Origin of the sequence: Pseudomonas sp. Wu6 (assembly GCF_019891515.1) — a bacterium.
In the GTDB taxonomy this organism is placed as follows: Bacteria; Pseudomonadota; Gammaproteobacteria; order Pseudomonadales; family Pseudomonadaceae; genus Aquipseudomonas; species Aquipseudomonas orientalis_A.
Genome location: NZ_JAFLXH010000081.1, coordinates 1 through 2,206 on the forward strand (window position 1 = coordinate 1; position 2,206 = coordinate 2,206).

The 2,206-nt window shown below is 56.7% G+C and carries 1 protein-coding gene; it reads right to left on the bottom strand.

Annotated features, from left to right (window positions below; genetic code table 11):
- A partial coding sequence (locus J1G34_RS26870; RefSeq protein WP_347709507.1) for an immunoglobulin-like domain-containing protein occupies positions 1 to 2,206 on the bottom strand: 2,206 nt, incomplete at both ends.

Here is a 2,206-nt window from a genome sequence, read left to right on the forward strand (position 1 = left end):
TGGGGTATCGGTAACAGTGGTGTTAACCGCTGTGGTACCTGGCACCAGGTTTTCGAAATGCTCGCCACCGGTCACGGTTTTGATGGCGGTCGTGACGGTTTGATCGCCTTTGTAGACGTCGTTCGGTGCCACGGTGGTGACTGTGCCGCTGGATTGGTTCACACCGATGGTGATGGTTTTGCCGTTATCCAGGGTGACGGTCAACGGATTGGTGATGTTGGTCACCAGTGCGCCGTTTTTATCCACAAGGCTGGCGGTGTAAACGATGTTGCCGCCCTCGCCGACGGTGGTGGTAGCGGTCAGTACAACGTCGACTTTGTCGATGGTGTCGTTGATCGCTGTCGTTGCACTGTTTTGCGCAACTACCAGTTGCTCGAAGTTGCCGCCGGAAGCGTCGGTGATTTTGACGATCTGGGTGCTTTTGTCGATGAACACGTCATCGCTTGGCGCAGGGACGGTGACGGTGCCGACGGTGTCGCCCGCTTTAATGGTGATCGACGAGCCATTATCAAGTTTCAGCGTAACGTCGCTGCCCGCTTTATTGGAGAGCGTGGCCGTGTAGGTGATCTGGCCACCCTCGTTCACTGCGCTCGGCGCGGTCAGGGTAACAGTGGTGGTGTTGTCGGTACCTGGGGTGTCAGTCACTGTTGTTGTGACTTTATCGGTACCCGGGACGAGATTTTCGAAGTGCTCGCCACCGGTGACAGTCTTGATTGCAGTGGTGACGGTCTGGTCGCCCTTGTAAACATCATCCGGCGCAACAACCGAAACAGAACCGCTCGACTGATTTACGCCGATAGTGATGCTCTGGCCGTTATCCAAGGTGACGGTCAGCGGGTTGGTGATGTTGGTCACCAGTGCGCCGTTCTTATCCACAAGGCTGGCGGTGTAAACGATGTTGCCGCCTTCGCCAACCGTGGTGGTAGCGCTCAGAACCACATCGACCTTGTCGATGGTGTCGTTGATCGCTGTAGTTGCACTGTTTTGCGCAACTACCAGCTGCTCGAAGTTGCCGCCGGAAGCGTCGGTGATTTTGACGATCTGGGTGCTCTTGTCGATGAACACGTCATCGGCAGGCGCAGGGACGGTGACGGTGCCGACAGTTTCACCGGCTTTAATAGTGATATTTGAGCCGTTATCCAACTTCAGCGTGACGTCACTGCCCGCCTTATTGGAGAGCGTGGCCGTGTAGGTGATCTGGCCACCTTCGTTGACTGCGCTCGGCGCGGTCAGCGTAACAGTGGTGGTGTTATCAGTACCTGGGGTGTCAGTCACTGTTGTTGTGACTTTATCGGTACCTGGAACCAGATTTTCGAAGTGCTCGCCACCAGTGACAGTCTTGATAGCAGTGGTGACGGTCTGGTCGCCCTTGTAAACATCATCCGGCGCAACAACCGAAACAGAACCGCTCGACTGATTTACGCCGATAGTGATGCTCTGGCCGTTATCCAGGGTGACAGTCAGCGGGTTAGTGATGTTAGTCACCAGCGCGCCGTTTTTATCCACAAGGCTGGCGGTGTAAACGATGTTGCCGCCTTCGCCGACGGTGGTGGTAGCGGTCAGTACCACATCGACTTTGTCGATGGTGTCGTTGATCGCTGTCGTTGCGCCGTTGCCAGCAACTTCCAGTTTCTCGAAGTTGCCGCCAGTGGTCTCAGTGATCTGGACGGTCTGAGTGCTCTTATCGATAAACACGTCATCGCTTGGCGCAGGCACGGTCACGGTGCCGACGGTATCGCCGGCTTTGATCGTGATGCTTGAGCCGTTATCCAGCTTCAGCGTGACGTCAGTACCGGCCTTATTGCTTAAGGTCGCGGTATAGGTGATCTGACCACCCTCGCTCGCTGCAGCCGGCGCGGTCAGCGTAACGGTTGTGGTATCGACGGAATCGGTAATGGTGGTGAGTGCCGGAGTCGTGCTCGGCACCAGGCTTTCAAAATTGCCACCGGTTGCGCCGGTGATAGTGGTGCTGACGGTCGAACCGTTGACGTAGACGTCATTGGCTGGGGTATCGACTACCACCGTGCCCGTCGACTCACCCGCCTTGATGGTAATCACCGAGCCATTGCTCAAGGTGACGCTCACCGGGGTTTGCGCCGGGTTGGTCAGGGTCGCGGTGTAAGTGATCTGACCGCCTTCGGTGACGGTCGTGTCGGCAGTCAGCGTAACGGCGGTGGCATCGACCGAATCAGTGATTGTAGTAACC